The organism is Variovorax paradoxus (genome assembly GCF_030811855.1).
GTDB classification, from domain to species: Bacteria; Pseudomonadota; Gammaproteobacteria; order Burkholderiales; family Burkholderiaceae_C; genus Variovorax; species Variovorax paradoxus_L.
Genome location: NZ_JAUSRN010000002.1, coordinates 357,009 through 382,083, shown reverse-complemented (window position 1 = coordinate 382,083; position 25,075 = coordinate 357,009). Strand labels below are relative to the sequence as shown.

27 protein-coding genes are annotated in these 25,075 nt (G+C 64.3%); 18 read left to right on the top strand and 9 right to left on the bottom strand.

Translation table 11 applies throughout. The features are described 5' to 3' along the window. Nucleotides 1–34 precede the first annotated feature (34 nt). The 6 genes from J2X92_RS06630 to J2X92_RS06605 all read left to right on the top strand — a co-directional run bounded on the left by J2X92_RS06630 (nt 35) and on the right by J2X92_RS06605 (nt 6,429). Nucleotides 35–484 carry a hypothetical protein gene (locus J2X92_RS06630; protein ID WP_307574386.1) on the top strand — a complete coding sequence of 150 codons (450 nt, stop codon included), beginning with the start codon at nt 35–37 and terminating at the stop codon, nt 482–484. Between the two features lie 74 nt (nt 485–558). Next, nucleotides 559–2,793, top strand: coding sequence for a DUF637 domain-containing protein (locus J2X92_RS06625; protein ID WP_307574385.1), 2,235 nt, complete (start codon nt 559–561; stop codon nt 2,791–2,793). Between the two features lie 2 nt (nt 2,794–2,795). Beyond that, nucleotides 2,796–3,200 carry a barstar family protein gene (locus tag J2X92_RS06620; RefSeq protein ID WP_307574384.1) on the top strand — a complete coding sequence of 135 codons (405 nt, stop codon included), beginning with the start codon at nt 2,796–2,798 and terminating at the stop codon, nt 3,198–3,200. 218 nt (nt 3,201–3,418) lie between these two features. Then, nucleotides 3,419–5,125 carry a ShlB/FhaC/HecB family hemolysin secretion/activation protein gene (locus J2X92_RS06615; protein ID WP_373424802.1) on the top strand — a complete coding sequence of 569 codons (1,707 nt, stop codon included), beginning with the start codon at nt 3,419–3,421 and terminating at the stop codon, nt 5,123–5,125. 170 nt (nt 5,126–5,295) lie between these two features. After that, on the top strand, nt 5,296–5,988 hold the full coding sequence (locus J2X92_RS06610; RefSeq protein ID WP_307574382.1) for an AP2/ERF family transcription factor: 693 nt from the start codon (nt 5,296–5,298) through the stop codon (nt 5,986–5,988). A gap of 18 nt (nt 5,989–6,006) precedes the next feature. Further along, nucleotides 6,007–6,429 carry a hypothetical protein gene (locus tag J2X92_RS06605; RefSeq protein ID WP_307574380.1) on the top strand — a complete coding sequence of 141 codons (423 nt, stop codon included), beginning with the start codon at nt 6,007–6,009 and terminating at the stop codon, nt 6,427–6,429. 118 nt (nt 6,430–6,547) lie between these two features. On the opposite strand, the gene J2X92_RS06600 is transcribed toward J2X92_RS06605, so the two are convergent. After that, nucleotides 6,548–6,751 (bottom strand): hypothetical protein, encoded by a 204-nt coding sequence (locus J2X92_RS06600; protein WP_307574378.1) that lies wholly within the window; start codon nt 6,749–6,751, stop codon nt 6,548–6,550. A gap of 272 nt (nt 6,752–7,023) precedes the next feature. On the opposite strand from J2X92_RS06600, the gene J2X92_RS06595 reads away from it, so the two are divergent. The 6 genes from J2X92_RS06595 to J2X92_RS06570 all read left to right on the top strand — a co-directional run bounded on the left by J2X92_RS06595 (nt 7,024) and on the right by J2X92_RS06570 (nt 10,899). Then, a complete protein-coding gene (locus J2X92_RS06595; protein ID WP_307574377.1) occupies nt 7,024–7,149 on the top strand; it encodes a hypothetical protein in 126 nt (41 codons plus the stop codon). Between the two features lie 15 nt (nt 7,150–7,164). After that, complete coding sequence (locus J2X92_RS06590; RefSeq protein WP_307574376.1) at nt 7,165–8,337, top strand: DUF3182 family protein; 1,173 nt, start codon at nt 7,165–7,167, stop codon at nt 8,335–8,337. Further along, entirely contained in the window at nt 8,318–9,097 is a 780-nt protein-coding gene (locus tag J2X92_RS06585; protein ID WP_093011491.1) for an alpha/beta hydrolase family protein, read from the top strand. Before J2X92_RS06590 ends, J2X92_RS06585 begins: the two co-directional genes overlap by 20 nt. 8 nt (nt 9,098–9,105) lie before the next feature. Further along, a complete protein-coding gene (locus tag J2X92_RS06580) occupies nt 9,106–9,594 on the top strand; it encodes a hypothetical protein (RefSeq protein ID WP_307574374.1) in 489 nt (162 codons plus the stop codon). A gap of 118 nt (nt 9,595–9,712) precedes the next feature. Continuing rightward, complete coding sequence (locus J2X92_RS06575) at nt 9,713–10,210, top strand: hemerythrin domain-containing protein (RefSeq protein WP_307574372.1); 498 nt, start codon at nt 9,713–9,715, stop codon at nt 10,208–10,210. 95 nt (nt 10,211–10,305) lie between these two features. Further along, nucleotides 10,306–10,899 carry a hemerythrin domain-containing protein gene (locus tag J2X92_RS06570; protein ID WP_307574371.1) on the top strand — a complete coding sequence of 198 codons (594 nt, stop codon included), beginning with the start codon at nt 10,306–10,308 and terminating at the stop codon, nt 10,897–10,899. Nucleotides 10,900–10,916: 17 nt separating this feature from the next. On the opposite strand, the gene J2X92_RS06565 is transcribed toward J2X92_RS06570, so the two are convergent. Next, on the bottom strand, nt 10,917–12,230 hold the full coding sequence (locus J2X92_RS06565; protein ID WP_307574370.1) for an NAD(P)/FAD-dependent oxidoreductase: 1,314 nt from the start codon (nt 12,228–12,230) through the stop codon (nt 10,917–10,919). Next, a complete protein-coding gene (locus tag J2X92_RS06560; protein WP_307574368.1) occupies nt 12,231–13,655 on the bottom strand; it encodes a homospermidine synthase in 1,425 nt (474 codons plus the stop codon). Between the two features lie 204 nt (nt 13,656–13,859). Here J2X92_RS06560 and J2X92_RS06555 point away from each other — a divergent pair, with 204 nt between their 5' ends. After that, complete coding sequence (locus J2X92_RS06555; protein WP_307574366.1) at nt 13,860–15,515, top strand: phospholipase D family protein; 1,656 nt, start codon at nt 13,860–13,862, stop codon at nt 15,513–15,515. 13 nt (nt 15,516–15,528) lie between these two features. On the opposite strand, the gene J2X92_RS06550 is transcribed toward J2X92_RS06555, so the two are convergent. The 4 genes from J2X92_RS06550 to J2X92_RS06535 form a co-directional block, all read right to left on the bottom strand. Then, nucleotides 15,529–16,032, bottom strand: coding sequence for a murein hydrolase activator EnvC family protein (locus J2X92_RS06550; protein WP_055804502.1), 504 nt, complete (start codon nt 16,030–16,032; stop codon nt 15,529–15,531). A gap of 130 nt (nt 16,033–16,162) precedes the next feature. After that, a complete protein-coding gene (locus J2X92_RS06545; RefSeq protein ID WP_307574364.1) occupies nt 16,163–16,678 on the bottom strand; it encodes a CreA family protein in 516 nt (171 codons plus the stop codon). A gap of 5 nt (nt 16,679–16,683) precedes the next feature. Further along, nucleotides 16,684–17,235, bottom strand: coding sequence for an NUDIX hydrolase (locus J2X92_RS06540; protein ID WP_055804497.1), 552 nt, complete (start codon nt 17,233–17,235; stop codon nt 16,684–16,686). 21 nt (nt 17,236–17,256) lie between these two features. Next, the gene (locus J2X92_RS06535) at nt 17,257–17,958 is read right to left on the bottom strand and encodes a fumarylacetoacetate hydrolase family protein (RefSeq protein ID WP_307574363.1); all 702 of its coding nucleotides are present in this window, start codon (nt 17,956–17,958) and stop codon (nt 17,257–17,259) included. A gap of 88 nt (nt 17,959–18,046) precedes the next feature. On the opposite strand from J2X92_RS06535, the gene maiA reads away from it, so the two are divergent. Beyond that, on the top strand, nt 18,047–18,685 hold the full coding sequence (maiA, locus tag J2X92_RS06530; RefSeq protein WP_307574361.1) for a maleylacetoacetate isomerase: 639 nt from the start codon (nt 18,047–18,049) through the stop codon (nt 18,683–18,685). Nucleotides 18,686–18,706: 21 nt separating this feature from the next. Continuing rightward, nucleotides 18,707–19,492, top strand: a complete 786-nt coding sequence (gene pgeF / locus J2X92_RS06525) for a peptidoglycan editing factor PgeF (protein ID WP_307574733.1) — start codon at nt 18,707–18,709, stop codon at nt 19,490–19,492. On the opposite strand, the gene J2X92_RS06520 is transcribed toward pgeF, so the two are convergent. After that, on the bottom strand, nt 19,424–19,756 hold the full coding sequence (locus J2X92_RS06520) for a hypothetical protein (RefSeq protein WP_307574360.1): 333 nt from the start codon (nt 19,754–19,756) through the stop codon (nt 19,424–19,426). The genes pgeF and J2X92_RS06520 overlap by 69 nt on opposite strands. Nucleotides 19,757–19,870: 114 nt before the next feature. Here J2X92_RS06520 and phaC point away from each other — a divergent pair, with 114 nt between their 5' ends. Next, nucleotides 19,871–21,625, top strand: coding sequence for a class I poly(R)-hydroxyalkanoic acid synthase (gene phaC / locus J2X92_RS06515; protein WP_307574359.1), 1,755 nt, complete (start codon nt 19,871–19,873; stop codon nt 21,623–21,625). A gap of 55 nt (nt 21,626–21,680) precedes the next feature. After that, nucleotides 21,681–22,859, top strand: coding sequence for an acetyl-CoA C-acetyltransferase (locus tag J2X92_RS06510; RefSeq protein ID WP_307574358.1), 1,179 nt, complete (start codon nt 21,681–21,683; stop codon nt 22,857–22,859). Nucleotides 22,860–23,060: 201 nt separating this feature from the next. Here the strand turns inward: J2X92_RS06510 and J2X92_RS06505 are convergent, their stop codons facing one another. After that, nucleotides 23,061–23,972 carry a LysR family transcriptional regulator gene (locus J2X92_RS06505; protein ID WP_307574357.1) on the bottom strand — a complete coding sequence of 304 codons (912 nt, stop codon included), beginning with the start codon at nt 23,970–23,972 and terminating at the stop codon, nt 23,061–23,063. Between the two features lie 107 nt (nt 23,973–24,079). Between J2X92_RS06505 and J2X92_RS06500 the strand changes: the two genes are divergently transcribed. Then, a complete protein-coding gene (locus tag J2X92_RS06500; protein ID WP_373424796.1) occupies nt 24,080–25,063 on the top strand; it encodes a tripartite tricarboxylate transporter substrate binding protein in 984 nt (327 codons plus the stop codon). Nucleotides 25,064–25,075: the final 12 nt, after the last annotated feature.

Here is a 25,075-nt window from a genome sequence, read left to right as displayed (position 1 = left end):
GCAAGGGCCATGCGGGATGACGCGGAACCGGACAGTGCGGCTGGCACAGGGTGCTCGCGAGATCGCGCAAACGGAACTGGAGGCGGGCAGCTACTGGAGCCAAGGGCAAAGCGGCTACATGCGTGCGATCAATCTGCTGCTGATCGCGGGCGAAGTTGCGCAGGCCAAGGCGATGTTCAAGACGCGCAAGAAGTTCGCCTACACGCAGCAGCATTTCGATTGGCTCAAGACCTTCGTCATGGCGATTTCTGATCAGCCGCCGCATGTGCTGACGGACCCTGCGATGCACCAGCACTTCCAGGGGAAGTTCGATATGTACCGCAATCCTGTCTACGTCGCGCCATCAAAGGATGATCACGGCGGCAATTTGAGCGGCAGCATCACGATGCTGCGGCTGGAGATCGCGCTTCTCAAGCAGAAATACATCTTGGGGCAGCCGGTGGCCGGGCACTGGGAAGACGCCATCGCTCACATCAGTGAATGATCCGGACCTCTCGACGCGCAGGAGTCATCGGTGCCCGTGAACGATAAGACGATAGTCCATCGGCAGGTTGTCGAATGATTCTGCGCGCGAGAAAGCCGCCCGTGATTGAGATAACTGAGCGTGCATGCGGCTCCGCGCGACGGGCTTCCGCACCAAGGCGTCGAGTTGGTCAGATCCTCTGGCACGACCCGAGCACGGGCATCAATGCGCGCAAGACGACCGACACCACGGTCAAGGACAGCACGCTGACGCGCACCACCCTGAACGGTGCGAATGTGTCCATCGAGGCCGTCGATACGCTGGCAATGGCCGCCACCACGGTCAACACACCCGGCAAGCTGACCCTGACCGCCGACAACCTCATCCTCGGCACGCAGAGCACGGAGCACAGCGAGCAGACCACCAGCCAGGGCCGCGACCTGGCCTACCAGAAGTTCAAGGACCAGGGGCAGAGCGACCAGACCACGAACTACAACCAGTTCAATGTGGGCAACCTCACCGTCAACGCCAACCACATCCAAGCCGGTCTCGGCGCCCGGGACAGCGTGGAGGCATTGGCCAAGCAACCGGGCATGGGCTGGGTGGATCAGATCACCAAGGATCCGAACCTCAGCGGCAAGATCGACTGGCAACGCGTCGAGGAAGCGCACAAGAAGTGGGACCATGACCAGCAGGGGCTGACGCCGGAGGGCGCGGCGATCGTGACGATCGTGGTGGCGTACTTCACAGCAGGGGCGGCTTCGGAGATTGGGGCGGCCGCTGGTGAGGCGGCGGCCGGGGCGACCACCGGCAGCGTGGCGGCCCTGGGCGAGGGCGGCTTTATAGCGGCCGGAGGCATGACCGTTTCAGGCGTGGTGGGCGGGGCAGTCACGGCCGGCCTCACTGCACTGGCGGGTCAGGCAGCTGTAGCCTTGATCAACAACCAGGGCGACATTGGCGGGGCGCTGCACGATCTGGGCAGCAGCGCAAGCGTGCACAGTCTGCTCACGGCAATCATCACCGGAGGTGTGCTGGGCGGGCTTGACCTGAATCCAATGGGCCAACCGACGTTGAGCGGCGGCGCACAACCATTCATGGCCCAACTGCAGCAAAACCTGACCGCAGGTGTCGCACGCGCGGTCATCGGTACGGCGATCAACGGCGGCAGCTTGGAAGACGCATTGAGGGATGGGATCAAGGGTGCGATCTTGGACACGGTGGCGGCACAAACGGCCAACGCTATTGGTGACCTCACAGGTCCGGGCAAGCTGAACACCTTCACGAATGCGCTTGCTCATGCGATCGCCGGTTGCGCCGTCGGCGCTGCACGAGCCGACAACACAGGTGGGTGTGCCGCTGGTGCCTTGGGCGCGGCGGTTGGCGAGTTGGCGGCGACAGCTTATGGCGGACAGGCCGACACGGTTCAGTTCGCGGCGATGATGAGCGGACTTGCCGTGGCTATTGCAGGCGGGGATGCCGCACAAATCAACCTAGGCAGCCAGGCGGGAGCTAACGCTGCGGCGAACAATTATTTAAACCATCTGCAGGAAACTGCATTTCAAAATGCATTAAAAAACTGCAATAAAGATACCGAATGCATTAAAGATACCGTTGCCAAGTGGCAAGCTTTTGAGCGCGAACAAAGTGCCAAGGTTGATTCTTGCGAAACAAGTAAAATCTGCACCACCTATTCGCATGACGCTCGCGACAGCAGAGGTTTCACGAACAACGAAATTAACGAAATGTGCGGAGGCGTCGCGACTTGTATCTCGTTTGCTTCAGACTTACCTCGGCTGAATGTAATCGACGAAATCAATGGGCGCCAAAATGGCCATTCAGTTGCACTGGCACGCGCCGTTCAGCAACTCGTTGATTTAGGCATAAGTCCGGAGACGGCTTCTGTTGCCGCAGGATTAACCCCGGCGGATCTTGCAGGCGTCGCCTTGGGAGTTGGTGGGGCTATCAGAGGGGTTTTGACGCCTGTCCTCTCCGCCAATGGAGTGGTGGTGCCACGCATTGTTGCTGGAACGTTGCCAGCAGCAGAAGAGGCCCTAGTAAGAACGACGATGGACCACATCACCGCTGGAACTACCCCGAGCGGCAATTTGAGCATACGATGGGGCATTCCTTTTGAAAATAGAGCGGGCGATTTGCCGGGCGGGCAATACGCGTCGTCTCCATACAGGGAGTATCGCGTGGCGCCGCTTCCTGGACAGGCGGGCCCAGGGCCAAATCGGATCGTGGTCAACAGTGTAACTGGCGAAATGTATTACACATGGAATCACTACGGCAGCGGCAATGCAAAGCCGCCTTTTGTACAGGTGAAGTAAATATGAATATATCTGACGGCGTTTTGATCGCAAAAAAAGATGAAGTTCTAGAGATTTGCGAAGAGAAGGCAAAACTGGGATGGAGAGTGTTTGATTTGCCATCTGACATAGGCAATAAGTTCGAGTTTTTTGATGCAGTGCGGGCAGTGTTGCCACTTGACCCCCCCTTGCATCCGGTTGGCGAAAATTGGGACGCATTGAACGATTCGCTATGGGCCGGCCTTCACTCTTTGCGCACTCCGGGCAATATAATTGTGTGGAGGAGATTTGATCTATTGAAAAACAACTCCCGTTCGGATTTTGAAATTGCTGTGGGAGTTTTTAACTCTATTGCAAACACGATTTCGGATCCAAAATATGGCGGCGGATTTTCGAATCATCTGATTGTTTTTCTGACTGAAAACTAAATGCTTTGTGGCACTTCAGATATTGTGCATTTCATCGTTGACCATTAGATTGGGGTTTCGAGGCATCGATCGTGAAATTTTGATGATTGCCGGCCGTCGCCATCTGTCTATCAGCGTTCTGAGACCAAAAAGCCAAGCAGTTGGCATCTTCGGGATGACCAAGAGCTCTACAAGAAAACAGGGAGAAGTATTTCGTGAAACTCAATTGGACGGTCGCGGTGTTGGCGGCCATTCCCGTGGCCGTGGTCGCCCAGCAGTCCCCCACCACCCCCCAACCCTTCGTCGAACAGCAACGCCAGCAGGAACGCGAACGCGCCCTGCGCGAGCAGAACGAGCGAACCGTCGACCAGCGCCTGCAGGCGGCACCGCCCGTGCCCACCCAGCGCATCCCAGCCTCCGAAGCCCCGTGCTTTCGGATCGATCGCGTGCTCTTGGTCGGCGAGCAGGCCGCGGCCTTCCAGTGGGCCGTCTCTGATCTTTCGGGCCCTGAAGGAAATGATTCACCGGTGGGCCGCTGCCTCGGCACCGCCGGCGTGAACGTGGTGCTCGCCCGCGCCCAGCAGGCTGTGATTGCGCGCGGCTTCGTCACCACCCGCGTGCTGGCCGCGCCGCAGGACCTGTCCAGCGGCACCCTGACCCTGTCGCTGGTGCCAGGGCGCGTCGCGGCCATCCGGACCACGCCCGATTCCTCGGCCACGCTGCTGGGCAGCGGCGCCTTGCTGGGTTCCGCCATTCCCGCGCGGCCCGGCGACCTCTTGAACCTGCGCGACATCGAGCAGGGGCTGGAGAACCTCAAGCGCGCCCCCACGGCCGAGGCCGACATCCAGATCGAGCCCTCGACCGCCCCGAATGTCCGGCCCGGCGACAGCGACCTGGTGGTCAAGTACGTGCAATCCAAGAAGTGGCGCGTCACCCTGAGCCTGGACGACAGCGGCACCGAGGCCACCGGCCGCTACCAGGCCGGCGCGACCGTCTCCATCGACAACCCCTTGGGCCTGAACGACCTGTTCTACGTCAGCGCCAACCACAACCTCAACGGCCATGTCTTCAGCGACCCGGCCAAGGGCACCGAAGGCCAGACGGTGCACTATTCGCTGCCCTACGGCTACTGGATGCTGGGCTTCACGGCCTCCAACAGCCAGTACCACCAGCGCGTGGCCGGGCTGAGCCAGGACTATGTCTATGCGGGCAAGACCAACAACGCCGAGGTCAAGCTCTCGCGCCTGCTGTACCGCGACCAGCGCCGCAAGACCACGCTGGCGCTGAAGGGCTTCCGCAGGGAATCGCGCAACTTCGTGGACGACACCGAAGTCGAGGTGCAGCACCGCGTGGTGGGCGGCTGGGAGCTGGGCCTGAACCACAAGGAGTTCATCGGCGACGCGACGCTGGAAGGCACGCTGGCCTACAAGCACGGCACCGGCGGCTTCGGGTCCATCGCCGCGCCGGAGGAACAGTTCGGCGAAGGCACCTCGCGCCTGCGGCTGTACACGGCCGAGGTCAGCCTGAACGCACCATTCAAGCTGGGCGAACAGAAGCTGCGCTACTCGGGCCTGGTGCGTGCGCAGTGGAACCGCACGCCGCTGACACCGCAGGACCGCTTCGCCATAGGCGGGCGCTACACGGTGCGCGGTTTCGATGGCGAGACCAGCCTGATGGGCGAGCGCGGCTGGCTGATCCGCAACGACATCGGCTGGGCGATGGGGCAGAGCGGGGCGGAGTTGTATGTCGGGGCCGACTACGGGCATGTGGGCGGGCGTTCGACTGCGGACCTGCTGGGCCGCAATCTCGCCGGTGCCGTGATCGGCGTGCGCGGGCAGTGGAGCAAGCTCAGCTATGACTTCTTCATGGGGGCGCCGATCAGCAAGCCCGAGGGGTATCGGACGGCCAAGACCACCTTCGGGTTCAACCTGAATGCGAGCTTCTGAAGCGGCATAGTAAGAGGCGAACGCATGTCCGATAGCAGAGTTTCCAAGCGCACCGACATCGAACCTGCGCAAAAGCACAACGCACCAGTCGAACGAGGCCAAGCCCGTAAGTCCAGGCTCCATCCGTCAGCTATGTACGGCATTACCCCCTCCAGCGACGGCAGGAGCTGGTGCGTCAGCTTGACACGCGAGGGCGTGCATTTGTACAAGACTTTCTCCTTCACATCTACGACGGTAAAGAAGCGGCACTAGTTCGAGCGCAGGCCTGGCGCGACGAGATGGCGAGAAAGCACCCGCCGGCGTCGCGTCAGAAGTTGGCCGACAAGGTACGGCGCAACAACAAGTCTGGCATTCCCGGTGTGGTGTGTATGTTTGATCCGCAAGGTGCGCCGACGGGTTGGATTGCACAGACATACCTCGGACCCGGCAAACACCTCAGCAAATATTTCGGCGTGACCCGCTACGGTGCGACCGAAGCCAAGTTGCTGGCAATCGCAGAGCGCCAGAGGCAGCTGCAGCAGATGACGGGCCTGCGGTGCGTACATCCGGGGGAGGCGCTCGTCAGAACCGCGCCGAAACGCGCACCCGACTCGCTGCCAGCTCCCAAGGCGCGCGGCACCATCTTTTTGTCCACAAACTCTTCGGGCATCGTTGGGGTTTCGTCGGAGAGGGACAAAAACGGGCGACCGACGCGATGGATCGCGACAACGCGCCTAGGCAGCAAGCAGTTGAGCAAGAGTTTCTCGGTGCTGATCCATGGCGATGAGCAAGCCAAGGCACTGGCGGTCGCGGCCCGCGAGGAGCAGTTGCAGAAGAGAGCAGAACTGCAGCGCCAAAAATCGCAATCTGAGAAAACCAACTAACAGGATGAAGGTTCTCGCATGCCGTTGAAAGAAGCTTTCGATATCCTTGACAAGGTCAATACACGCCCGTTGCTCACTGCGTTCTGCGGGCTTTCGCTCTCCGAGTTGTTGGCCAGTTGGGCTTCGTTCCCGGACCCGCTCTCTTGGGGGCGAATGTTGCTGTTGGCATGGTCTGTGTTCGTTGCGTTCGCGTTGGTCTGGGGGTGGATCTATCTGGTCATGAGCATGAACTCGAGGCTGAAGAGCGGCGACATCGTGAGTTGGGGACCGATGCTGGGCGCCATTCTGCTTGCAGGCTGTGGTCGCATAGCGTTCTCATATTTGTCGGCGCATCCGGAGGGGCTGACCTTTGCACTGCTTGGCGAGCCGAGCTTCATCTATTTCTGTACATTGTTTCTTCTTGCCGCGCAAACACTCAAGATCCGGCGCCGCCGTGAATAAGCATCGCACTGCGTTGACCAATACTTGGAAGACAGAACGGACGTAACCAACGGCGGGCGCGCATGCCGTAGGAAAGCCGCCGCCACGCGCACGCGTCAGGGCCAGTGCGCGCGCCCGTTCAACGGTCCTCTGGCACGCCGAACGCAGCGCGCATTTCGTCGAGCCGGGCCTGCGCGATGTGGAAGCATTCGGACAGCTGCTCGGCCGTAGCCGGCGGATAGCCGGCAGGCGGCTGCAGCGCATTGCCCAGCCGTTCCCAGGCCGCCTCCCATGCCAGCTTGGCAAGCGCGCGGGACTCCGAGGTGGAAGGAAGGGCGGGCATATTCGTCCTTGGTTGCAAACCAATGGAGTATGCGCCCGGACAACGCTGGATGGTCCTGGCGGGGCGGCGGCGTAGGAGGCCGCTTTCACCGGTGACGCGCGTTATCCCGCCCCGCCGGGGCCAAAGCTGCTCAACCATGGGGCGAGGATGACGGCTGCTGCTGCAAACGCAAAACTAGGCCGGAGCACGAAGACGTCTTGTAGGAGCCGGACCCATCCACATGCACGGATCACCGCCGTGCGCCCAGCCACCGTTCACAAGGAGCTGTCCCGATGAACACGACTGATCTTTCCTGGCAGAGCAAACCCCAGTCCACGGTGGCCGGCATCACGCCTTCGGCGATGCCCGGCTGGCCGCTTCGCAAGATGGCCGGGCCCGGCGCGGCGGAGCATCGCTGATACCGGGCCGATGCCATGGACACCCTTTTCAGTTCGGGAGTCGCCGTCGTGGACACGGTCCTCAAAAACACAGGCGGCAGCGTGGTGGTCTGGAGCGCGGATCCGGAGGCCTACAGCAGCGATCATGAACGCGCCACGCGCAGCAATTTTGCACAGCGGCTGGCGGCGCTGAAGCAGTTCCGCTTTGCCGGCGAATACGACGCTTCTCGCGCCCACGAGTACACGCCGCTGTACTTCGTGCCGAGCGACACAGTCTCCAGCACGCAACTCGCGCGCTCGCTCGGCATTTCGACGCTGCACGACCTGTTCGGTGGCGTGGTTCCATACCCCTTCGTTGCCACCAAAGCCATCACGCATCCGCTGGTCGGCCGCGCGGCTGCCTGCCCCGAGGGATGGTCGCAGGCCTTTGCCGCCAGCGTCCCGGATGCGGTGCTCGACGGCTACACGGCGTTCTCGCTGGAGGATGCGCGATGGGCCGGGCGCCAACTGCTGGAGAACGGCCCCGTGCGCGTCAAGGCCGTGTGCGCGACCGGCGGGCGCGGCCAGTCGACGGTCACCGACGCCGAGGCGCTGGACCGCTGTCTTGCCGACATGGACGAGAGCGTGATCGCGGCCAACGGCGTTGTGATCGAAGAGAACCTCGAGAACCCCGAAACCTACAGCGTGGGGCAGGTGATCGTCGACCATCTGATCGTGAGCTACTACGGCCGCCAGCGCATGACGCAGGACAACGACGGGCAAAGCGTTTATGGCGGCTCCGACCTCACGCTCGTGCGCGGCAACTTCGACGCGCTGCTCGCCACCACCAGTCCGCCGCCGGCGCTCTGCCTGGCCATCGAGCAGGCACGGCGCTATAACAAAGCCGTGATCGATTGCTTCCCGGGCTTCTTTGCCTCGCGCGTCAACTACGACGTGGCGCAGGGCGTGGGCGCGGGCGGCACCTGGCGCTCGGGCGTGCTGGAGCAGTCCTGGCGCGTCGGCGGTGCGACCGGCGCCGAAATGATCGCGATCGAATCCTTCTGGCGCGACCCGGCGCTCGACCGGATTCGCGTTTCCTGTTTCGAGGCGTATGGTGCGGCAGCGGAAATCCCGGCGGATGCACAGGTGCACTACCGCGGTATCGACAGAAAGACGGGACACCTCACCAAATACGCATTGCAAAAGCCGTATGACAGCGACACGACATAACTTCATAGACATATCCGTAGACGGTCAGCACATTGCCGGAACGTTGGTTGCCGCCTCCACCATGGTTCCCGGCGTTCTCCTGGTCCATGGCTGGGATGGCAGCCAGGAGCAGTACATCGCGCGCGCGCACGAAATTGCGGCGCTCGGCTGTGTCTGCCTGACCTTCGACCTGCGCGGCCACGCGCGCCACGCCTCGCTGCGCCAGGAGGTCACCCGCGAGGACAACCTGCGCGACGTGCTCGCGGCTTATGACACGCTCATCAGCCACCCGACGGTCGACCCCGGCGCCATTGCCATCGTCGGCAGCAGCTACGGGGGCTACCTGGCGGCGCTGGTCAGCGCCATGCGGCCGGTGCGCTGGCTCGCACTGCGTGCGCCGGCGCTCTACCGGGATCGCGAATGGCTGGCGCCCAAGGGGCAGCTGAGCAGGCCCGATCTCGTGGCTTACCGCCGCACGCTGGTCGGCCCGCGCGACAACCGTGCGCTGGCGGCGTGCGAGGCGTTCACGGGCGACGTGCTCATCGTCGAATCGGAGCACGACCAGATCGTGCCGCATCCGGTGATCGAGAACTACCTGGGCGCATTCAAGCGCGTGCGCTCGGCGACCTATCGCGTCCTTTCGGACGCCGACCATGCGCTGTCGAAACAGGCGCACCGCCAGGCCTACGGGCAGCTGCTCGTGTCCTGGATGACGGAGATGACCATCGGCGCCAGGGCGACCGGCGCCATGACGCGGCCCGTGGCCGCGAGCCCTGCGTAGGAGGCCCCATGAAAATTGCAAGCCTGCGGCAGCTGCCCGTGCTGCGAACCGGCCTCGTGGCTGGCACCCTGGCCAGCCTTGCCTCCACAGGCGCGTTGATGCTGTGCGGCCGCCGCGACGCCGGCAGCATGGTGGCGCCCACCAACGCCACCAGCCACTGGCTGTGGGGCGACCAGGCTTTTGCGGTGCGCGAGCCGACGCTCAAGCACACCGCCATCGGCTACGCCACGCACCATGCGAGCGCCATTTTCTGGGCGCTACTCTATGCCTGGCTGCACGCGAGCCGGCACCCTGCGCAGTCGGTGCCCGCAGCGCTTGCCAGTGCCGGCGCCGCCACGGCGGTGGCATGCGCGGTCGACTACACGATCACGCCGAGGCGGCTCACGCCGGGTTTCGAGCATCACCTTTCGAAACGCTCGATGGGCATCGTCTACGGCCTCTTCGCCGTGGGGCTGGCGGCTGGCTGCCTGCTGGCTCAGCAGCAGCGGCGCGTATAGGGCCGCGACTCAGGCGTGGGTAGTGCGCCTTGCTACGCGCACTCAAGGAGCTTTCCTACGTCGCGCGGTTTGCGGTCCTTTCATCGTTCAGCTTCCATTAACCCAACCGGAGCCCACGATGCCCACCTCCACCAAGCGCGCAGCACCCGATGCATGCAGCCTTCTCGACTCGGATCACCGCAACGTCAAGAAGATGTTCAAGGAGTACGAGGAACTGACCCACTCGCGCGCTGCCAGTGCGCAGCAGAAGAAGCGCGAGCTTGCCAACCAGATCTGCACCGAGCTGACCATTCATGCGCAGATCGAGGAAGAAATTTTCTACCCGGCGTTGCGCGGGGCGATCAGCGAAACCGACCTGCTTGACGAAGCCGAGGTCGAGCATGGCAGCGCCAAGGAACTGATCGCACAGATCGAATCGGCCACCGACGTGGACGACAAGTTCGACGCCAAGGTCATCGTGCTGGGCGAGTACATCGACCACCACGTGAAGGAAGAGCGCAACGAGATCTTCGTCAAGGCGCGCGCCGCCAAGGGCCTGGACCTGGTGGCCATGCGCGAGCAGCTTGCAACGCGCAAGGAAGAGTTGATGGAAGAACTCACCGGAATGGCCGCCTGAGCGGGCGCTCCGCTCGGGTTGTCCTAAATCGGTTCATGCACCCGGCCGACATCGGCCGGGTGCGCCGCTTTTTTCGTTTCGCCTTGGAGCTCACCATGACAAACATCGTCTCCCGGCTGTTTCCCACGGCGACCAACATGATTCGCCTGGACCACACGCACGTTCTTTCCACCTTTCACCAATACAAGGCCAGCGCGCCCGCGCGCGTGAAGAAGGGCCTGGTCAACACCATCTGCACCGCGCTTGAAATCCATGCACAACTGGAGGAAGAAATCTTCTACCCCGAGATGCGCAAGGTCTGCGAGGACGAGCGCATCACGAAGGCGCTCGACGAGCATTCCGAAATGCGCCGCCTCGTCGGCCTGCTGCGCACCATGGAGCCCGAGGCGCGCGACTACGACGAAACCCTGCAGACTCTGATGCGTGACGTGATGCATCACGTCGCGGACGAGGAAACCATTCTGCTGCCCGCGGCCGAGAAGCTGCTGGAAGACAAGCTCGGCGACTTGGGCGCGCAGATGACCAAGCGCCGCCTGCAGCTTGCAGGCCCGCGGTCGGGCGAGATCGCGCTCGACATGGGCCGCGCGGCATCGGGCAACACGGCGGCCATCGCGATGGTCGGCCTGGCCGCGGCGGGCCTCCTGCTGGCACGGCGTTCGGGCCATCGGCGCTGGCATGCGCGCGCCTGAGGAACGCGCCATCGCGCCTACATCATGTCCCTGAGGCGGTAATACATCATTCCCAGCACCAGAGCGGGCGTGCGTAGCATGGTGCCGCCCGGAAACGCATGGTGTCCGATGCGGGCGAAAAGATCGAAGCGTTCGGCCTGGCCCGCGATGGCCTCGGCCGCCAGCTTGCCGGCCATGCCGGTGAGTGCCAGGCCATGGCCCGAGAAGCCTTGCAGGTAGTAGATGTTGCTGCCAATGCGCCCGAAGTCCGGCGCCTGGTTCATCGTGATGTCGACGAAGCCGCCCCATGCGTGGTCGATGCCCAGGTCCGAGAGCTGCGGAAACACCGTGAGCATGCTCTTGCGAATCTTGTCGATGAGATTGCGCGGCGTCCTTCCGCTGTAGCTGTCGCCCGATCCAAACAGCAGGCGGTGGTCGGCGCTCAGGCGAAAGTAGTCGAGAACGAAGTTCGTATCTGACGCCGCCGGCCTGCCGCGCATGAGCGCGTCGGCGCGTTCCTTGTCCATGGGTTCGGTGGCGATCATGTAGGTGCCCACGGGCATGATGCGCGATGACACCTCGGGCGCCACGTCGTCGCCGTATTCGGCCAGGTACACGTTGCCTGCGAGCACCACGAAGCTGCATCGCACCTCGCCCTGCGCCGTTTTGACCACTGGCCGGGGCCCGCGCTCGATCACCTGCGCGGCCGAGTTCTCGTGCAGCTGCGCGCCCGCGGCACGCGCCGCGCTTGCCAGGCCGAGCGAGTATTTCAGCGGATGCAGGTGGCCCGAACGCGCATCGTAGGTGCCGGCGTGAAAGCGATCACTGGCCACGCACTCCGCCACTTCCTTGGGGCTCAGCCATTGCAGCGGATAGCCGTGCACGCGCTGCACGTGGTCCATCCATTCGCGAAGCGCGCGCGACTTCGATGGCTTGACCGATAGATTGAGGTAGCCGGGCTGCCAGTCGCAATCGATCGCATAGCTCGCGATCCGCTCCTGCATCAGGTCCAGTCCCTCGACCGAAATGTTCCAGGCGCGGCGCACGTCCTCGGGCGAAAACTGGTCTTCAATGGCTTCTTCGCCATCCGAGCCGAAGCCGACGATCACCTGTCCGCCGTTGCGCCCCGATGCCCCCCAGCCGACCCGCTGCGCCTCGAGCAGCACCACGGAGAAGCCGCGCGTGGCGAGCTCGAGTGCCGCCGAAAGCCCCGCGAGCCCGCCGCCCACCACGCAGACATCGGCTGTTGCGATGCCTTCGAGCGGTCGCGCCGGCTCGAACCGCGCCGCGCGCTGCACGCTGGCTTCGTAGTACGAGTTCTCGACGACGCCGAGTTCCTTACGCAGCAGCAATCACGTCACCCGGAAGTTGAGAAACTGCCACGGGTCGTCCTTGTCCATTTCCTCCTTGAAAAGCGCACAACGGTCTTTCAGCGGGGTCCAGTCGCCATACACGCCCACCACCTCACCGAGATAGGGCAGGGCGGCTTCCAGCACCACGCGGTGGTCGAGGTCGTCGGGCTCCACCAGGCCCGCATCCGGGTTCTGCAGCGCCCACAGCATTCCGCCCAAAATGCCGGCCACCACCTGCAGGCTGGTGGCGCTGTTGGCGGGCGCGAGTTCGCGCGCCTGTTCGATGGTGAGCCGCGAGCCATACCAGTAGACGCCCTTGGAGTTGCCCATCAGCAGCACGCCGAGTTCGTCCATCCCCTCGACGATCTCGTCGCGCACGATTCTCTGGCGGTGCTGCAGTTGCCAGTTGTTGCCCGCCAGTTCGTGCAGCGAGAGCACGGCGTCGTCGCAGGGGTGGTAGGCGTAGTGCACCGTGGGGCGGTACACCACCGCGCCGTCCTTGCGCAGCGTCAGGTGGTCGGCAATGGAGATCGACTCGGCGTGCGTGACCAGGAAGCCGTGGTAAGGGCCTTCGAGCGGCGTCCAGCTGCGAACCCGCGTGCCGATGCCCGGGCGGCTCAGGTAGATGGCGGCATCGCTGCCGAAGCCGTGGCGTGCCGCGTCGGCCGGCCAGTGCCGCTCGTGCGTTCCCCAGCCCAGCTCGGCGGGTTGCAGCCCTTCATCGACGAAGCCCTGGATCGACCAGGTGTTGACGAACTCGTTTCTCTCCTTGCGCTGGGCGGCAACCTGCGTGTCGCGCTCGGCGATGTGGATCACCTTGATCCCCAGCTGCTGCGCCAGCGCGGCCCAGTCTTCGTAGCTGGCGGGCATCGACTCGAGTTCGGCGTGCGTGTCGGCTGCGATGTTGAGCAAGGCCTGCTTGACCAGGGCCGACACCACGCCGGGGTTTGCACCTTGCGTGATGACCGCCGTGGGGCCGTTGCGCTTGTCCAGGCGATACGCCAGCAGTTCCTCGCGCAGGCTGTAGTTGGAACGTCGCGAAGGCGGGAGGCCGGCGTCGTCGTAGCGGCCGTCCCAGGGCTCGTTGCAGGTGTCGAGATAGAACACGCCGCGCTCGCGGCAGAGCTTGATGAGCGCAAGGCTGGAAACGTTGACCGACAGGTTGACCAGGAAGTCGCCCTTGCCCAGCATCGGCTCGAGCACGGCGGCAAAGTTGCCTTCTTCGAGCCGCGTGGGTATGAGTTCAACCCCCAGCTTCTTGGCGAGTCCGCTGCGGTCTTCGCCGGCCTGCACGATCTTGATGTCCGAAGGCTTGAGGTCGAAATGGCGCAGCAGCACGGGCAAGAGCGCCTGGCCGATGCAGCCGAAGCCGATCATCGTCAGCTTGCCGCCGAAACGCGCCAGCAGTTCGTTCTTCTTCGCCATCCGCACACCTCGCTGAATGCACCGGCCGGGGCCTCCGGAATGCGCGGCCCGCTTCGGTTCGATTGGCTCCAATGTGGCGCGGCCGCGAGGGCCAATGCGTCAGCTTGCATTTGCCGATGGTGTAGGAAGACTCCATGCCCGCAGATTCTTTGCGCTCATGGTAGAAACCGGCCACCTTGCGCGCGTCGCGCACCGCATCGACCGATGTCAGAACACCTCATCCCGCAGATTTCAGAGAAGACCAACGGCGCTGCCCTGCGCCTCTCATGGCGGCAACTGCCGCTGTGGCTGTTGCTCGTCATCACGCTGCTGTTTCTGGGTGGCTGCGCCGGTCTGCCGGCAGGGGTCGAGCGCAAGCCTTCGGTGGCCATCACGGACGGCGCCGACACGGTGCTGGGCCGAATGGTCACCGCGGCTTCGCCACCCGAGCAGGGGCTAAGCGGCTTCCGTCTGCTGCCGATGCCGCAATATTCGCTGCATGCGCGCATCGAGCTCGCCCGCCGGGCCCAGCGTTCCATCGACCTGCAGTACTACCTGGTGCAGAACGACGAGACCGGGCGCTACCTGCTGCGCGAGCTGCGCGATGCGGCGGAACGCGGCGTGCGCGTGCGCCTGCTGGTGGACGACCTCTACACCGCGGGTGCCGATACCTTGTTTGCCGGCTTTGCGGCGCACCCGAACGTCGAGGTGCGGATGTTCAATCCGTTCCCGGCCGGGCGCGGCCGGCTGGGCACGCGATGGGCGTCGTCGCTGCTCGACTTCGACCGCGTGCACCGCCGCATGCACAACAAGCTGTTCGTGGTGGACAACAGCATGGCGGTGATGGGCGGGCGCAACATCGCCAACGAATACTTCCTGCGCGACGGCGGCTCCAATTTCATCGACATCGACACGCTGGTGGCAGGCACGGTCGTGCCGCGGCTTTCATCGCTGTTCGACATGTACTGGAACAGCCCCTACGTGTATCCCATCGAGTCGCTGGCCTCGACAGGCGGCGCCACGCCGCAGCAGCTGCGCGAACGCTTCGAGCAGCTGACCGGCGGGCCGAACACGCTGCACCCCGAGCCCATCGTTTCCACCGATCTGCTGGGAAACAACGCGCTGGCCAAGGACCTGGACGAAGGCGTGCTGTCGCTCGTCTGGGCGCGCGCCGAAGCGTATGCCGATGCGCCCGCCAAGGCGCTGGGCCCCACGGACGAAGCGCGCGGGCTGCCGGCTGACGAGTCGACCGACAGCGTGCTCTACAACGTGCGTCGCTACATACGCAGCGCGGAGCATGAGGTTCTGCAGACCACGCCGTACCTGATTCCCGGGCGCGGCGGCATGGAGACGTTCCGCCTCGTGCGGCAAAAGGGCGTGGGTTACACCATCGTCACCAATTCGCTGGCGGCCACCGATGAGTCGCTGGTGCACATCGGCTACCGCCGCTACCGGCCCGAGATGCTGCGGCTCGGGTTGGCGCTCTATGAACTGAGCCCCAAGCGGATCGAAGAAACCAAGCGCTTCGGCATCTACGGTTCTGCGAGCGGGCGGCTGCACGGCAAGTCGGCCGTGGTCGACCGCAACATCGTCTTCGTCGGTTCGATGAACTTCGACCCGCGCTCGATGCTGCACAACACCGAGATCGGCATCTTCATCTTCAGCCCGCAGCTCGCGCAGCAGCTCACCAGCCTGATCGGCTTCATCCGGCTGGACGGCGCCTACCAGCTGCAGCTGGGCCCCAGGGGCGGCATCGAGTGGGTGAGCCCCGCGTCGGGTGACGGGGCCGACACCATCCTGCACGTGGAGCCGGAAACGGATTTCTGGTCGCGCTGGAAGCTGGAGCTGTTGGCGCCGCTGGTGCCGGAGAGCCTGCTTTGAGGCCCGTTGTGCGCTATTGCTGCAGGCGCCCGCTCAGGTAGGGCTCGGGATCGACGGCGGTGCCGTTCTTGCGGATTTCGAAGTGCACCTTTACGCGGTCGGTGTCGCTCTTGCCCATTTCGGCGATCTTCTGGCCCTGCCGCACCACCGCGTTTTCCTTCACGAGGATGGTTTGCGCGTGCGCGTAGGCGGTGAGGAAGGTTTCGTTGTGCTTGATGATGACCATGTTGCCGTAGCTGCGCAGCTCGCCGCCCACGTACACCACCCGGCCGTCGGCCGAGGCAACGATGGGATCGCCGACATTGCCGGCAATGTCGAGACCCTTGTTGCGCACGCCATCGAAGCGGGCAATAGTGGTGCCGCTGGCGGGTCGGATGAACATGGCCTGCGGCTGCTGGACGGGCGGCGGTATGTACACGCCTGGCCGCGCGGGCGGCTGCGGGGTGGTGCAGGCTGCGAGGCCGGCCGCCAGGAGAACCGCGGCGCCGGTACGAAAAGCTAGATCTTGAAGGTGCATGGCTCTGTTGGAACGATTTCGTTGCGGAGGGTTCCTTCGGGTCGGCGCGCCGGGCAAGCCGCCGCGGGGCATGCTAGCAAACTCGCGAAAGCCGCCTGAAGCAGGGCGGTGCGGCCGGACCTGGCGGAAGCTACTTGAGCGGGATGGGGGTGCCGCGGTCGATGGGCACGGCGGTGACGCTGTTCTTGGGTGACCCGTCGATCAGCAGGTCGGAATAGGTGAGATAGACCAGCGTGTTGCGTTTGGGGTCGACCATGCGAACCACCCGCAGCCGCTTGAAGAGAATCGACAGCCGCTCGGTGTAGACCTCCTCGCGCTTGGGCAGGGGCTGCGTGACGCTGACCGGGCCGACCTGGCGGCAGGCAATGGAGGCCTCCGACTTGTCCTCGGCCACGCCGAATGCGCCGGCCAGTCCGCCGGTCTTGGCACGCGAGACATAGCAGGTCACGCCGTTGACCTTGGGGTCGTCGTAGGCTTCGACCACGATTTTGTGATCGGGCCCGATGAGCTTGAACGCGGTGTCGACGTCGCCCACGACTTCAGCGTGCGCCACCACGGCCAGGCCCGCACCAAGGGCAAGGCCGCAGGCGAGGGCGCCGCGGCGCAGCAAGGTGGTCGTGGGGGTGGTGCGGGGTGCCTGGGTCATGCGGTTCAAACGATGCTGAGTTCGTGCACGCGGTCGAAACTGCCGCGCCGCCGGTCTTCGAAGAAGTGCTCCAGCGCCTCGCGCACCGTGCGAAAGGCGATTTCTTCCCAAGGGATTTCTTCCTCGGTGAAAAGCCGGGCTTCGATGGTTTCGTGGCCGGGATCGAAGCGGTCGTCGAGCAGGCGCGCGCGGTAGAACAGGTGCACCTGGCCCACGCGCACCACGCTGATCACCGCGAACAGGCCCTGCATCTCGTAGTGCGCGCCGGCCTCTTCATCGGTCTCGCGGGCCGCGCCCTGGGCCGCGGTTTCGCCAAGCTCCATGAACCCCGCGGGCAGCGTCCACTTGCCCCAGCGCGGCTCGATGTTGCGCTTGCACAGCAGCACCTTGTCCCCCAGGACGGGAATGGTGCCCACTACGTTCAGCGGGTTCTCGTAGTGGATGGTGCTGCAGGCCGGGCAGACCGCGCGCTCCTTGGTGTCGCCGTCGTCGGGGACGCGGTAGACCACTGCGGTGCCGCAGTTCTTGCAGTGCTTGATGGGTACGCGCAGGATCATGGAATGTTGAAATATGGGGGCTCAGACGACCTTGACGGTCAGCTTGGGCAGGCCGGCCACTTCGCCCACCAGTGTGTCGCCCGCCACCACCGCGGCCACGCCTTCAGGCGTGCCGCTGTAGATGAGGTCGCCGGGCTGCAGATCCCAGGCGGCCGACAGGTGCTCGATGGTCTCCCCCACGTTCCAGATCAGCTTGCTCACGGTGCTGCGCTGGCGGTCGACGCCGTTGACCTGCAGCGAGATCTCGGCGTTCTCGGCGTCGCCGGCCTTTGCCACCGGCACGATCGGGCCGATGGGCGCGCTCTGCTCGAAGCCTTTTCCGATGTCCCATGGGCGGCCCTGCTTCTTCATCTCCCCCTGCAGGTCGCGGCGCGTCATGTCCAGGCCGACGGCGTAGCCATAGATGTGCTTGTGCGCATCGGCCGCCTTGATGTTCTTGCCGCCGGTACCGATGGCGACGACGAGTTCGATCTCGTGGTGCAGGTTCTTGGTGAGTGAAGGGTAGGCCATCGTGCCGGTCTGGCCTTCGTCGACCACCAGCAGCGCGTCGGTCGGCTTCATGAAGAAGAAGGGCGGTTCGCGGCCGGTAAAGCCCATTTCCTTGGCGTGATCTTCGTAGTTGCGGCCCACGCAATAGATGCGGTGCACCGGAAAGCGGGCGGCCTGCCCGACCACCGGAATGGAAACGGCCGCGGGCGGGGCGAAAACAAACTCGGAAGCCATTGCGTCTGTCCTTTTCAGCGAATCTGGAAAAACGGCAGTGTGCCAGAGGCAGGCGGGGGCTGCCGGTGAGCGCTATGCTCTCCGGATCATGAAGCTGCACAACTACTTCCGCTCCTCTTCATCGTTCCGGGTGCGCATTGCGCTGAACCTCAAGGGCCTGGAATACGACTACGTGCCAGTGCACATTGCCCGCGGCGACCATCGCACGGGGCCGTATTCGGCCATTTCGCCTGACATGCTGGTGCCGCTGCTCGAAGACGAGGGCGAGCGCTTCTCGCAGTCGATGGCCATCATCGAATATCTCGACGAAACCAACCCCGAGCCGCCGCTGCTGCCGAGCGACCCGGTCGGCCGTGCCCACGTGCGAGCGCTTTCCCAGTCGATTGCCTGCGAGATCCATCCGCTGAACAACCTGCGGGTGCTCAAGTATTTGGTGAAAGAGCTCAAGCTCGACGACGCCGCCAAGAACGCCTGGTATCGGCACTGGGTTCGCGAAGGCATGCTGGCCTTCGAGCGCCAGTTGGCGCTGCAACCCGCCGGCATTTTCTGCTACGGCAACACCCCCACGATGGCCGACTGCTGCCTGGTGCCGCAGATCTTCAACGGCAAGCGCTTCGACTGCGACTTCAGCGGCCTGCCGCGCACCATGGCCGCCTACGAGGCCTGCATGGAGCTGGACGCTTTCCAGCGCGCCCAGCCCTCGCAGGCGCCCGACGCGGAAGCCTGAACGGGTGACCGGACTGCCATGATGGACGCGCACTGGCTCGTGCCCGACTGGCCGGCGCCGCCAAACGTGCGGGCCGTGTGCACCACGCGGCAAGGTGGGGTTTCGCAGGGCCGCTATGAGAGCCTCAATCTTGGTGACCACGTGGGCGACCTGGCCGCCCATGTCGCCGAGAACCGCCACCTTCTCGAGCAAGCCGTCGGCGCGCATCCTGTCTTTTTGCTGCAGGTGCATGGCACCGCTGTCGCGGCGCTCGACGATGCCGACACGGACGGCATCGCACGCGACGGCACAGCGGCCGACGCATGCACCGCCACCGCCATCGGACTGGCTTGCACGATCATGGTCGCCGACTGCCTGTCCGTACTTTTCACCGACGGATCAGGGCAGCGAGTGGCGGCCGCGCACGCCGGCTGGCGCGGGCTTGCCGGCGGTGTGCTCGAAGCCACTGCACGCTGCTTCACTCCGGAGCCTGAAGCGGGTCCAACGCACGGCGCTAGCAAAGTCATAGCGTGGCTCGGCCCGTGCATCGGGCCCAAGGCTTTCGAAGTCGGGCCAGAGGTCAAGGCTGCGTTCGAGGCGCACGCACCCGAAGCCGCAAGTTGCTTTCAACCCGCCACGGCCGCCGGCAAATGGCTCGCCGACCTGCCAGCGCTCGCACGCCAGCGCTTGCGCGCGGCCGGCGTGGATGCCGTGTACGGCAACGACGGCGGCGACGGCTGGTGCACCGTCGCCAACCCATCACGGTTCTTTTCGCACCGGCGGGACGGCGTCAGCGGGCGCTTCGCTGCCTTGGTCTGGAAGGCCTGAATCATTTTTGGCGGCCGCCGCTGCATCCGCGGCCGCCGCGGCAGCCAGGCGTGCCGCCTCCTGCGCCTCGGCTTCGCGCTGCCTCATGGCGCGGCGCCGGCCCGGCGTTCCCATCAGGTAAACCACCAAGCCCACCGGCGCCAATCCGTACAAAAGAAATGTGAAGATGGCGCCCAGCACGGTGCCCGTGGTGTTGGTGGCTTCGGCCACGGCCATCATCACGGCGACGTAGAGCCAGCCGATCACGATCAGGTGGATGAACACAAGAAGTTTCAGTCGGTAAGTAGGTGGGCGGCGTTGTGAGCGCCTCATGAAATGCAGCATACTCAAAACACGAGAAGCCATCCGTTCAGACTCAGGTGAGGACCAGGAGACATGATGAAGCAACAAGCGACGGGGGCCGATGCGTTCGCGCCCTTCCAGCAGGCACTTTCAGAGGGATGGAACAAGGCGCTGGAATCATTCCAGCAGTCCGCCGCACAGGGGGCCTCGGCCTTCAATGTCACCGGCGGCACGCCGCTGTGGCAGATCCCGCAGGCGGGCGGCATGCCCGAGCTGCCCAAGATCTCCATCGATCCCGAAAAGCTTCAGTCCATCCAGCAGCAATACGTGGCTGATGCCACCGAGCTCTGGCGACAAGGTTTTGCCGCCAAGCCCGAAGGCGACAGGCGCTTTGCGTCCGATGCTTGGGGCAGCAACCCGCTCTCGGCTTTTTCGGCGGCCGTGTACCTGCTCAATGGCCGCACGCTGCTGAACATGGCCGACGCCATCGACGCCGACGAAAAGACCAAGGCGCGCCTGCGCTTCGCGGTCGAGCAATGGATGGCGGCCTCCTCGCCGAGCAACTCGCTCGCCTTCAATGCCGAGGCGCAGAAGAAAGCCATCGACACCCAGGGCGAGAGCATTGCCAAGGGCATCCAGAACCTGCTGCACGACGTGAAGCAAGGCCACCTCAGCATGACGGATGAGAGCGCATTCGAAGTGGGGCGCAACGTGGCGACCACCGAAGGCGCGGTGGTTTTCGAGAACGAGCTCTTCCAGCTGCTCGAATACAAGCCGCTCACGGCCAAGGTGTATGAACGGCCGTTCCTGCTGGTGCCGCCATGCATCAACAAGTACTACATCCTCGACCTGCAGCCCGAGAATTCGCTGATCCGCTATGCCAACGAGCAGGGCCATCGCGTCTTCGTGGTGAGCTGGCGCAACCCCGATGAATCGCTGGCCAATGCCACCTGGGACGACTACATCGAGAACGCCGCCATCAAGGCGATCCACACGGTGCAGGACCTTAGCGGCAGCAAGCAGGTCAACGTGCTTGGTTTCTGCGTGGGCGGCACCATCCTAAGCACCGCGCTGGCCGTGCTCGCGGCGCGCGGTGAAAAGCCGGCCGCGTCGGTCACGCTGCTCACCACCTTCCTCGATTTCAGCGACACCGGCATCCTCGACATCTTCGTGGACGAGCCGATGGTGGCCTACCGCGAAATGCAGCTGGGCAAGGGCGGCCTGCTGCCGGGCATGGACCTGGCCTCGACCTTCAGCTTTCTGCGCCCGAACGACTTGGTGTGGAACTACGTGGTGGGCAACTACCTGAAGGGCGAAACCCCGCCGCCGTTCGACCTGCTTTACTGGAACAGCGACGCCACCAACCTGCCGGGCCCGTTCTATACCTGGTACCTGCGCAACACGTACCACGAGAACAAGCTGGCAAAGCCGAACGCGGTCACGGTGTGCGGCGAGAAAATCGACCTCGGCAAGATCGACATTCCGGCCTACATCTACGGCTCGCGCGAAGACCACATCGTGCCCATCGGCGGCGCCTATGCGTCCACGCAGCTGCTGCCGGGCAAGAAGCGCTTCGTCATGGGCGCATCGGGCCACATTGCTGGCGTGATCAATCCGCCGGCCAAGAAAAAGCGCAGCCACTGGATTCGCGACGACGGCAAGTTTCCGAAGACGCAGGCCGAATGGCTGGCCGGCGCCACCGAGCAGCCCGGCAGCTGGTGGACCGACTGGGCACAATGGCTCAAGGGCCATGCGGGCAAGCAGGTTCCGGCGCCCAAGGCGTACGGAGACGGCAAGAAATACAAGGCCATCGAGCCGGCCCCGGGCCGGTACGTCAAGGCCAGGGCATAACCGGCCGGCCGACGCACTCGTTCACTCACTTCAAATCACTTCAACGGAGAACCTCATGGAAGACATCGTCATCGTTTCGGCTGCACGCACGGCGGTCGGCAAATTCGGCGGCTCGCTCGCCGGCATTGCGGCCACCGAGCTGGGCGCCCTCGTGATCAAGGAAGTGATTGCGCGTGCCAACCTCACGGCCGACCAAGTCGGCGAAGCGATCATGGGCCAGGTGCTGGCCGCTGGCGCTGGCCAGAACCCCGCACGCCAGGCATGGCTCAAGAGCGGCGGCGCCAAGGAAACGCCGGCGCTCACCATCAATGCGGTGTGCGGCTCCGGCCTCAAGGCCGTGATGCTCGCGGCGCAGGCCGTGGCAACGGGCGACAGCGAAATCGTGATTGCCGGCGGCCAGGAGAACATGAGCGCCGCGCCGCACGTGCTGCCCAACTCGCGCAACGGCCAGCGCATGGGCGACTGGAAGCTGGTCGACACCATGATCGTGGACGGCCTGTGGGACGTCTACAACCAGTACCACATGGGCATCACGGCCGAGAACGTGGCCAAGAAGTTCGGCATCGACCGCAACGCGCAAGATGAGCTCGCACTCGGCAGCCAGACCAAGGCCGCGGCCGCGCAGGACGCTGGCAAGTTCAAGGACGAAATCGTCGGCGTGAGCATTCCGCAGAAGAAGGGCGACCCCATCGTCTTCGACAAGGACGAGTTCATCAACCGCAAGACCAGCGCCGATGGCCTGGCCGGCCTGCGCCCCGCCTTCGACAAGGCCGGCGGCGTGACCGCGGGCAATGCGTCGGGCCTGAACGACGGCGCAGCCGCCGTGATGGTGATGACCGCGAAGAAGGCCGCCTCGCTCGGCCTCAAGCCGCTGGGCCGCATCGCGAGCTTTGCCACCGCTGGCCTCGACCCGGCCATCATGGGCATGGGCCCCGTGCCCGCGTCGACCAAGGCGCTGCAGCGCGCTGGCTGGAAGGCTGCCGACCTCGACCTGCTCGAGATCAACGAAGCCTTTGCCGCACAGGCCTGCGCCGTGAACAAGGAAATGGGCTGGGACGTGAACAAGGTGAACGTGAACGGCGGCGCCATTGCCATCGGCCATCCTATCGGCGCGTCGGGCTGCCGCATCCTGGTGACGCTGTTGCATGAAATGCAGCGCCAGAACGCCAAAAAGGGCATTGCCTCGCTGTGCATCGGCGGCGGCATGGGCGTTGCGCTGACGATCGAGCGCTAAGGCGGTTCTTTGGGCGACGCACTTTGTGCACCGCCCAAATTTTGAGCACACTGATTATTCCTTATATAAAACAACGACTTAAATCGTGTTTACAAGGAAGAACATCAGTTATCCCCAAAGTTGTCCACGGAAATTGGGGACGGCACGCGCTTCATCACGATTCGCCCGCAAGTCCTTGTTTTCAGTAGCGCGAGGCGGCCTTCAAGCAACGGCCGCCTGCTCATTGGCATAGTGCCGGCACAGCGTGTCGACCAGCGCCTGTGCATAGATCGGCAGGGCAGCCCGGTCTCGCACCAGCAGATAGCGCTCCCGTACGCACCACGCATCGCTGAGGTCGATCAGCGCGAGCTGCATGCTCTCCTGGTTGCGACGTGCGGCCGATTCCGGCACCACGCCAATGCCCACGCCGCTGCCGATCATTCGGCACATGGCGTCGAAGCTCCCGAGCTGGATGCGCAGCTTCTGCCGCTTGCCCAGGTTGTCGGTGATCTGTGCCAGAAAGGCCTGCAAGGTGCTGCCTTGCTGCATGCCGATGGCGTCTTCATCGAGCGTCTCGGCGAATGAAATCTTGCGGCGCTTCGCGAAGCGGTGCTTGCGCGAGGTGACGAGCACCAGCCGGTCGGTGCTGAAGTGGATGGCTTCCAGGCCCAGCGTATCGACGCGGCCCGCCACGATGCCGATGTCGGCGCGGCCGTCGAGCACGCCGCGCGGGATCTGAGCATTCGGTTTTTCCTGAAGGTCGACGTTGATGCGCGGGTTGTGCGCAAGAAAGCCGGGCAAGATCTCAGGCAGGAAATCGGTCACCGCCGTGGTGTTGGCAAACACACGCAGATGGCCGCGCAGCCCGCCGCCGTATTCGAGCAGGTCGGCGCGCAGCTGCTCGGTCTGGTGCAGCACCAGCCGCGCATGATGCAGGAAGGCTTCGCCCGGCGGCAGCAGGCGAACGCCTCGTGCTTCCCGCTGCAGCAGCTGCAACCCGGCCTGGGTCTCGAGCGCCTTGATGCGTGCACTGGCCGCCGCAAGCGACAGATGCTGCCGCTCGGCCGCCCGCGTGAGGTTGCCCAGCTCGGCCGTGGCAACGAAAAGGCGCAGGTCTGTCAGGTCGAAAAGCATGGCGCCATCGTACCCAAGCCTTCGGAATTTCAGAAGACTGGGTTCCGAAATCGCAGATTGCGCGAAGGCTGGGGGCCAACGACCATGCGGGCATGGAGACAACACACATGACCCTCAAATTCCGCGTCGGCGCGCTGCTTTCATTGGCTGCCGCGCTCGTGTTTGCGATGAGCCCGGCGAGCGCAGAGCCTTATCCCTCCCGGCCCATCACGCTGGTTGTGCCGCAGGCCGCGGGCGGCACCAACGACATCGTCGGGCGTCTCGTGGGGCAGAAGCTCGGCGAGGTGATGAACAACGCCAGCGTGGTGGTCGACAACCGGCCCGGCGCGGGCGGCAACATCGGCACGCAACTGGTCGCCAGGGGCCCGAAGGACGGCTACACGCTGCTCATGACCATCAGCAGCAGCCAGGCGATCAATCCGGCGCTCTACAAGAACCCGGGCTTCGATCCGGTGAAAGACTTCAAGCCCGTGGGCCTGGTCGGCGCGGTGCCCAACGTGCTGCTGGTCAACCCCTCGTTTCCGGCCAAGGACTTCAACGAGTTCCTGAAGCTTGCGCGGCAGAAGGGCGCCAACTACCAGTACGCCTCCGCCGGCAACGGCACGCTCAATCACCTGCTCGGCGAAATGCTCAACAGCATGGCCGGCATCTCTTTGCAGCACGTGCCGTACAAGGGCGTGGCGCCTGCGATCAACGACGTGCTCGGTGGGCAGTTGCCGATCGTGTTCGCGAGCCTGCCGTCGGCACTCTCGCACATCAAGGCCGGCAAGCTGCGGGCGCTGGCCGTGAGCGGCGACAAGCGCTCGCCCGTGCTGCCCGACGTGCCCGCCATCCGCGAGGCGGTGCCGGGCTACAACGGCACGCTGTGGATCGGCCTGTTCGCGCCCGCGGGCGTGCCGGCCGATGTGCTGGCCACGCTGCAGGATGCGACGCGCAAGGCGCTGGCCGCCAAGGACCTGCGCGACAAGCTCGACCAGCAGGGCGTCGAGATCGCGGCGCCCACCACGCCCGATCAATTCTCGAAACTGCTGCAGGACGACCTTGCCAAGTGGGTGCGCATCGTCAAGGCATCCGGCGCTGCGGTGGATTGAAAGAACCATGAG